Below are 8,331 nucleotides of genomic sequence, written 5' to 3' on the forward strand. Positions count from 1 at the left end.
CTTACTGTTTATTACCGATGGCTTAAAAGGCATGAAAGATACGATTCACCAGATTTATCCTAAAGCTAAATACCAACATTGCTGTGTTCATGTTTCCCGTAATATTGCTCATAAAGTACGTGTCAAAGATCGAAAAGAAATATGTGATGATTTTAAGGCTGTTTATCAAGCTAGCTCAAAGGAAGAGGCAAATACCTTTTTAGGGAGTATGATTGAGAAGTGGCAGAAAACTTATCCTAAAGTGACGCAGTCACTGATAAAAAATCAAGATTTATTGACTTTTTATGAGTTTCCGCCTGGTATCCGCCGAAGCATTTACTCAACTAATTTAATCGAATCTTTCAATAAACAAATCAAGAAATACAGCCGCAGAAAAGAGCAGTTTCAAAATGAAGAATCACTAGAGCGTTTCCTAGTATCCATCTTTGATACATACAATCAAAAATTCTTAAATAGAAGCCATGAAGGCTTCCAACAAGTGACGGATACATTAGCTTCAATGTTTACTGAGTAACCCATTATTTTGCAGAAGGACGAGTTATTTACACAAAATTATTGACGCTCCCGGTTGGTACAACAAGAATTGCAGTAGCATAGTCACCATTGATGAAACTACTTAATGATTAAATTGAGCAATTTCTCAAATAGCACAAACTGCTCTTCATAAAACGAAAAGCAGTTCATAATGTATTTAGATATTTCATTGTGCTATTGACCAGAAACACACTATTTAAGGTACCTTTCTCTTTTCGCTGAGATTCACCAACTTCAATTGCACAAAAAAGCGTGAGCACAAGGCTCACACTTTTTCTAGTTGACTATCCTAAAAATTCGAAAACATCTTTACGATCATACAATTTCAAGATTTTTTCAAATAAGATTTGACCTACGAAAGCAGCTACGATTGGTACAACAAACCAGCTGATTAATAGTAGAATAATACTCAAACCGGCGTCCAATGAAGCCAACGGACCTACCAACCCTACCAAACCGAAACCAGCAGAAGCAGGAGTCCCTGAGACTGAGAATAACGCTACTGGAATTGCTGAGATGATAGCGGTGAATAGACATGGCACCAAGATAATTGGTTTCCTAAACAAGTTTGGCATCATCATTTTCATAGCACCCAATGCGATGGCCAAAGTAACCCCTGGTTTGTTGACTTTCCAAGAGTTAACTACCAAGACAACTGTTGTTGCGGCAACACCCATAGCGGCTGCACCAGCAGAAACACCGTTCAATTGAATTGCCATACCAATGGCAACTGTAGAGATCGGCGAGATAATCAAGAAAGCAAAGGAACATGCAATCAAGATTGACATCAAAATTGGTTGCAAAGTAGTAAAGGTATTAATTAAGTCACCGATAGCGGCAGTAATCTTGGTTACGTAAGGATATAAATAATAGCCGATTAGACCAGCGCCGATACCAACAACGATTGGTGTTGCAACAATTGCCACGGACCCAAATTTTTCGCCGATCAACAAGATCATGCCGACAGCGATTGATGCAGTAATCATGGTATTGATGATGTCTCCGGTACCAGCACCGATATAAGTAGCTGTGTCAGGATTGAATTTCACAACACCGGAGCCAACGAAAGCTGCACCGGCAACTACTAACATTTGCATTGGTTTGAAGCCAAACTGCACCGCAATCAAAGCGCCAATCAATAGTGGAGTAGCTAGTTGGAAAATAACTGCCATTTGTGTGATCGTTACTGCTAAGGTATTTTCACCAAATAATTTCAAAATTGCTGCCAATACCGCGTTAGGAATCAACCCTACGATGATCCCCGTTGCGGTACCCGCTAATACTTTATTTAAAAATATTTTTGGAGTTAATTTTTCTTCCATTTTCTCATCCTCTTTCTAATGATTACTATTTCGCTCCTAGAATTTCTTCTTTACTATGAACCAGTTGCGTTAAGAAATCACAGTAAGGAGTTACTACTCCATATTTTTTACCTTTACGAGAAATGGCTCCGTTGATGTAGTCAATCTCGGTCAAACGGTTATTTTTTATCAAGTCTTGGTGCATCGATGGGAAATGCATACCAATCGTAGTCGGGTCAAAACAAGTTTCTACATGTTCGATTACTTCGGGAATGTCTAAGTTGACGTTTTCTTTGGCAGCAACAGCTGCAAATTCGTTAACAATAGTCACTACCATGTCATGAGCAGGTTTGGTTGCACCAAGCCCCGCCATATTGACGTCTAAAATCGTGCATAAGCCATTCATCGTACCATTGACACAAGCTTTACGATAAATTGAATAATGAATGTTGTCGGAATATTTGGCATTTAAACCAGACGCGGACAAAGTTTCCGCCAATTTTTTCGCTGATTCTTCTTGGCCAATACCTAGATTTTGCAATTCAACAGACCCGCTGCCAAATAATTTAGCCTTGCCGGGACCTTCTAGACCAGCAGTCCACATGGTGTTGCCGATAAAGATTTTTTCCATCGGTACGAATTTTTCGATTACGTCTTCATGACCGATACCGTTTAAAAGACACAAAACTTCTGTGTGATCAGCAATTAATGGTTTAACATCCTGCAGCATTTTTTCCAACTGCATTGCCTTCGTGAATAAGATAATCAAATCAAATTGCTCACCAGTGGGCACCTCATTCTGATTAACAATTGGGACTTTAACAGTAATTTCTTCGCCATTATAATTAGCCTTCAATCCGTTTTCTTTGATGGCATTGATATGCTCCTGCCAGCCGTCGATTAGCAAAACATCGTTACCACCTTGTTTCAACATCAGTCCGAACCGGGAACCCATCGCGCCGGCCCCTGCAATTGCAATTTTCATAAATAAAAGCCTCCAAACTTAATTTATAATAAGTGAACATTTTCACATTTCTCATTATAGAGTTTTCATTCGGAAACTTCAAGTAGGAGAGTGTAAAACTTGCGACCATGCTTTTATAAATACTTAATTAGATTCTCTTTTTAAAAATGAATGCTGATCCTAATACCATTAATGAACCTAGGACAGACAATGCAATATTTTCTGTTTCTCCTGTTTTTGGTAAAACTTTCATTCTTCCGTCTGAACCTTTAACCGTTACTGTTCCGTCTTTTTGAACGTCTGCTCCAATTTCTTTAGCTTCAACTTTCTTTGTTGTTCCGTCTGCTAATTGAATAATCGGTTTACTATCTTCAACTGCGACAATCACAACGCCTGTATCTGTATTAACTGGGTTTTCGTTTGAATGCTTTTTTCCTAGCTTTTCTTTTATTGATAATTTAAAATATAAATCAAACAACTATTGTATGACAATAACGGGAGGATCCTATGAAAGAAGATAAAATACATGTTTTAAGTTTATTCATATCTAGTATAGTTTTATTCTTAATAACAATTATTTTTCACGAAATTGCTATCGGTCTGGTTATCGCATTAATTTGTTTTCCCATTAGTAATTCTATTGCAAAAAAATATATCAAAAGAACAAGCAATAAAAAATAAGCAATCCGAAACTCTTTAGTAAATTCGGGCTGCTTATTTTTTTATGATAATTGCTCTATAACACTCTTGCTGGTTCTGTTGCAAAGTTTTAAATAAAGAATAAAATCCCTTACGGTATCTATGATTTAAGCTGGGATTCCCAATAATACCTTGATTTCAGTACAGACCGAAAACCCGAAGAGAGTGCCTTCTTTTCGGGTTTTCTTATATAATCCTCGAATGGCTTCCATGCCTTTAATCGTGGTAGAGGCAGTGCGTAAACTTCGATAGAATTTATTGCGTCTCTTTACTGGACGATGGTCTTGTTCAATCAAATTATTCAGGTATTTAATGGTACGATGTTCTGTCCCTTGATAAAAGCCGTATTCTTTTAGTTTCTTAAAGGCACTTGTAATAGAGGGGACTTTATCTGTGACTACAACCTTCGGTTCATCAAACTGCTTCACTAACCGCTTAAGAAAAGCATAGGCTGCTTGTGTGTCCCGTTTTTTACGTAACCAAATATCCAAGGTTAAACCATCTGCATCGATGGCTCGATACAAATAATGCCATTTTCCTTTAATTTTGATGTACGTTTCATCCATTTTCCATGAATAAAAGGATTTTTTATTTTTCTTTTTCCAAATTTGATAGAGTAGTTTGCCATATTCTTGCACCCAACGATAAATCGTCGTATGAGAAACGTTAATGCCACGACCATATAAGATTTCTTGAACTTCACGATAGCTAAGGTTATAACGAAGATAGTAGCCCACGGCTACAATAATCACATCCTGCTGAAATTGCTTTCCTTTAAAATGATTCATCGTCATTCCTCCTGCTATCTTTTTCTATTATTCTACCTTATTTGATAGTAGATTTAAAACTTTGTAACAGAACCGTACAAACCTATCTATAAATAACGAGTCGGCGAAAAATGCCTAGCTGTTTATCCATTTCAACTTCTACATTTTGTTTCTTTCTATTACTTATATATCAATATTTATTATGTATTACTTACCACTTTTAATACATTTAGTTACTACCTTAAATCGCTTTATCTAATACTTTTTCCCTATACTTATAACGTAAATAACGTTTTTATTTTATTTAGCTACTACCTATCAATATTTACTTACTACTTTAATAGAATTTATCTACCACCTTTTATTGAAATTCATTACTTATACATCAGTATTTAATATATATTACTTCTTATTACCTACCACTTTTATTGTATTTAATTACCACCTTAAATATATTTAAACATACGTAAGAAAGTGTGAAATTCAAAACTTATACTTTTCCTTATAGACTTAAAAAAAATCATTAAGTAATAAAAAAATACCTACCACTTTAAATAAATATGGTAGGTATTTTTTTATTTTCTTATTTTATCGTTGATTCCCCATTGTTTCTTTATATCAGTAAAAGTTTCTTGCTTTATTTCTTCAGACGAACGTATCACATTATTGTCTATATCTACATCAGGAATAATAGGATGGGCTTCTCTAAACAAATCTAATTCAAGGGCAACAGAATTAAGTAAATCATTTTTATCTTCTTGAGAAAGATTTAATCGAATATATTCATTTAAAGCTTTTCGCAATAATTCGTCTTTTTTCATATTTGTTTCATACTTTTCAACCATGATGCTTGCTGTAGCATTAGTAAGGGCAGATAATTTAACGGATTGCATTGCAGCGTAAACTTTATCAAATTTTGTTATTGGGGCACCTTTTCTTTTCTTTCGAATAGGTACTTCATGAGCTACAGAGCTTGTTTTCTGGCTTCTGAAGGTACTATGAGTCTTAGGAATATTACTTATAGTTGTTTCTTTTGACTTCTCCTTTGATCGCTGCTTTATTTTATCTAGTCCTTTATTACTACTACCAAAGATACCTAAGTTTTTAATCTCAGCCATTCTTTAAACCTACCCTTCATACCAATGTTCATGTTCTTCTAATTCGTCCAAAATGTTGATAAATAATTCATGGCATTTCTTATCCCATTGCTTTAATTTTCCTTTTTTAGTTAATTCAGTAGTGATACCTGATCCATCATATCTTTTAAGTCGTGCATTTTTTAACACAACGTTTTTAATTAAGTGCTCTCCATAGATTTCCTGTGCTTGATGATACATTTCTTTATCTACGGAATCACCGCTTTCTAACATAAATGGAACAACGCCAGCAACTTTTAAATTTGTATCAAATTCATTAGTAAAGAAGTCCATATATTCCAAATACTGCATAGCATTACGCATAGATTTGACTTGAGTTTGTAACACAACAATAGCCCAATCAGCTATATACATAGCAGATTTACTATAAATAGAAATTGATGGAGGTACATCCAAATAAATGACATCAAAATCATTAAATAGAGGGGATAATTTTTCTTCCATGTATTTAAACTTATCAATTGAATTAGGAAATCTATCTTTAATCCAATCATCGTATAATTCAAACGACATATCCGCAGGTAATATATACAGATTTTCAATAATCTTATAAATAGCGTCATGTGGATCAACATTTGAAATAAGTACGTCAGTAATTGTATTTGTGTATTCGATTAATTCGCCTTCCCCCCCGCCCTCATCTTTAGAAAAATTCATATGCGTTAAGTTCATAACATCAGAAGTATTTCCTTGCATATCTAAATCAATGATTAATGTTTTTAATTCCTTGAATTTTGCTGACTCAAATCCAAACATTTGAGCACAAGTACTTTTACCGACGCCACCTTTAAAGTTACCAATTACATATTTTTTTGCTACCATACATGCAACTTCCTCTCTAAGTACAATTTTACAAATATTATAACATACCACCAAAAATATAACTAGTTTAAATACCACCATAAATACTTAAGGTAGTAATTAATTTCAATCCAACAATAATCACTGTGGTATTCAATTTATTTAAAGGTGGTAAACAAATAATTTATTTATGTATTTACAGTGGTAAATAATTAATTATATTGTTGAAAAAGGTAGTAACTAATTATATTTTAGGTGGTAATTAATTCATAGTGTTTTAACATTTAAAGTGGTAGGCAATTAAATTAAAAGTGGTAACTAATTTATTAGATAACTATCATTATTACTACTATTTATACATTTTCATACAAAAAATAAGTGGTAGATAAATAAATTAAAAGTGGTAACTAATTTATTATTAAAAGTGGTAGATAATTTATTTTATAGTAGAAGCGAATTATATATTCAGGTAGTAACTAAATAAATTATTTTGACATTAATGGTGGTGGTTAAATACTTATTTTTCAAAATTGAGGTGGTAGCTAAATAGTTTTTCTTTGGATTTAATGTGGTAACTAATTGAATTAGCTATTATTATTGCTTGCCAACCTCTTTTGTCTTTGATATTTTTAACTTACTTACTATGCGAATAAAGGATATTTACTAAAGGAGTATGTAAAATAATGACGAAGATTAAAGAACGGGGGTATAGTTATCAAAACAGCTACTCAGAGCTATTTTGGAAATTCCCACAGTTTCTGTTGAAAAATAAAAAATACAAATCCATGAAAGATAGTTCTAAAATTGCTTATATGCTTTTTAAAGACAAAATTTCTCTTGCTCTCACAAATAACTGGATTGACGAAGACGGAATGATCTATTTGATTTTTCAACAAAAGGATCTCATGGAGATGTTAAATTGCTATCAAGGAAAAGTTAAATCTACCCTAGACGAATTAGAAAAGTATGGCTTATTGGAAGTCCTCAGAGGGGGATTCGATGCGAAAGCTGGAAAAAACATAGCAAACAAATATTATCTCTTACAGCCAGAGTTAGAAAAAGAAGATTTATACTTATCAACAAATACAACTGATGAAACCTTTGATAAAACTGGATATGCTGAAATCGCACACCGTGAAACAAACGCTGAAACTCTTGATAATAGCGGATATGCTGAAATCGCACGTCGTAAAAAAATGTCTGAAACCCTTGATAAAACTGGATATGCTGAAATCGCACAAGTAAAAGATAATATCTATATAAATAATTCTTTAGATACATTAGACACAAAAGATACGAATAACGAGCAGATGCGACAACGTACTTTATTAGATCAGTTTCATGAAGTTCAAGAACAAACATTTTTAAACAAATCCAGCTTAAAATATATAGCGCTTTTTTCAAATACAATTCAAGAAGCTCATGAAAAAGTTGGAACAATTATTCGAGCTAAAAATAAAGCAGAGAAAGAGTATAATACGGTATTGTTAGGTGAAGATTATCAAGAAGAAATAGAAAAATGTTTGCGTCGTGTTCAACATAAGATTACTACAGATTCTACAATTAAAAGTCCCCAAGGTCTATTTTACAAGTCTTTTTACAATTTATTTGTTGAATGTGTATTAGAAAAAGAAAATATAAAAAATAGGAATAATTCTAAAAATTCTGAAATTACTTTGCATAATTGGATTGAAAACTAAGTAAATTGATTTATTTGTTTTAATAGATCTTATACTTTATTTTGTATCCTACTTAAAGTTTATTTGATAAAAATAAACTTTAAAATGTTTTCATCCATTCGGTTAGAGCAAAGTATGAACATAAAAAATGAAAATTCAATAGAGAATGGAGATTGCTATGGATGGAGTAGAAAAATTAGTTATACAAGATAAAACATATTATCTTGTAGGGACAAATCATATTTCAGAAGAAAGTGCGAAACTTGTAAAAAACGTTATTGATGAAGTTAGGCCAGGTTGCGTTTGTGTAGAGTTAGATCAAAAGAGACACCAAAAATATACCAGTCCTGAAGAATGGGCAAAAACAGACATTATTAAGATAATCAAACAAAACAAATTAGTAGTGTTGTTCTCTAATATTGTTTACGG

8 protein-coding genes and 2 pseudogenes are annotated in these 8,331 nt (G+C 33.0%); 4 read left to right on the forward strand and 6 right to left on the reverse strand.

The features are described from left to right. Positions 1-514 (forward strand): annotated as a pseudogene (locus AB3I72_RS13660) (IS256-like element ISEfm2 family transposase); the annotation flags it as partial. A 304-nt stretch (positions 515-818) separates the two neighbouring features. Here AB3I72_RS13660 and AB3I72_RS13665 read toward each other — a convergent pair. The 3 genes and pseudogenes from AB3I72_RS13665 to AB3I72_RS13675 form a co-directional block, all read right to left on the reverse strand. Continuing rightward, a complete protein-coding gene (locus AB3I72_RS13665; RefSeq protein WP_002355369.1) occupies positions 819-1,856 on the reverse strand; it encodes a PTS sugar transporter subunit IIC in 1,038 nt (345 codons plus the stop codon). 25 nt (positions 1,857-1,881) lie between these two features. Further along, complete coding sequence (locus AB3I72_RS13670; protein ID WP_002335374.1) at positions 1,882-2,820, reverse strand: 2-dehydropantoate 2-reductase; 939 nt, start codon at positions 2,818-2,820, stop codon at positions 1,882-1,884. Positions 2,821-2,947: 127 nt separating this feature from the next. Continuing rightward, positions 2,948-3,217: pseudogene (locus AB3I72_RS13675) on the reverse strand (LPXTG cell wall anchor domain-containing protein); the annotation flags it as partial. A gap of 89 nt (positions 3,218-3,306) precedes the next feature. Here AB3I72_RS13675 and AB3I72_RS13680 point away from each other — a divergent pair. Further along, positions 3,307-3,480, forward strand: a complete 174-nt coding sequence (locus AB3I72_RS13680; RefSeq protein WP_104866373.1) for a hypothetical protein — start codon at positions 3,307-3,309, stop codon at positions 3,478-3,480. A 125-nt stretch (positions 3,481-3,605) separates the two neighbouring features. Here AB3I72_RS13680 and AB3I72_RS13685 read toward each other — a convergent pair whose 3' ends face one another. The 3 genes from AB3I72_RS13685 to AB3I72_RS13695 all read right to left on the reverse strand — a co-directional run bounded on the left by AB3I72_RS13685 (position 3,606) and on the right by AB3I72_RS13695 (position 6,244). Beyond that, a complete protein-coding gene (locus AB3I72_RS13685; protein WP_174123102.1) occupies positions 3,606-4,286 on the reverse strand; it encodes an IS6-like element IS1216 family transposase in 681 nt (226 codons plus the stop codon). A gap of 554 nt (positions 4,287-4,840) precedes the next feature. Further along, a complete protein-coding gene (locus AB3I72_RS13690) occupies positions 4,841-5,383 on the reverse strand; it encodes a hypothetical protein (RefSeq protein ID WP_033788522.1) in 543 nt (180 codons plus the stop codon). A gap of 9 nt (positions 5,384-5,392) precedes the next feature. Then, positions 5,393-6,244, reverse strand: coding sequence for a ParA family protein (locus tag AB3I72_RS13695; protein WP_033788523.1), 852 nt, complete (start codon positions 6,242-6,244; stop codon positions 5,393-5,395). A 662-nt stretch (positions 6,245-6,906) separates the two neighbouring features. On the opposite strand from AB3I72_RS13695, the gene AB3I72_RS13700 reads away from it, so the two are divergent. Next, on the forward strand, positions 6,907-7,923 hold the full coding sequence (locus tag AB3I72_RS13700; RefSeq protein WP_033788525.1) for a replication initiator protein A: 1,017 nt from the start codon (positions 6,907-6,909) through the stop codon (positions 7,921-7,923). Positions 7,924-8,080: 157 nt separating this feature from the next. Continuing rightward, on the forward strand, positions 8,081-8,331 hold a 251-nt coding region (locus AB3I72_RS13705; protein WP_251847365.1), incomplete at its 3' end, for a TraB domain-containing protein.

The sequence above is a fragment of the Enterococcus sp. GC34 genome, assembly GCF_040886645.1.
Classification (GTDB): domain Bacteria; phylum Bacillota; class Bacilli; order Lactobacillales; family Enterococcaceae; genus Enterococcus; species Enterococcus faecalis.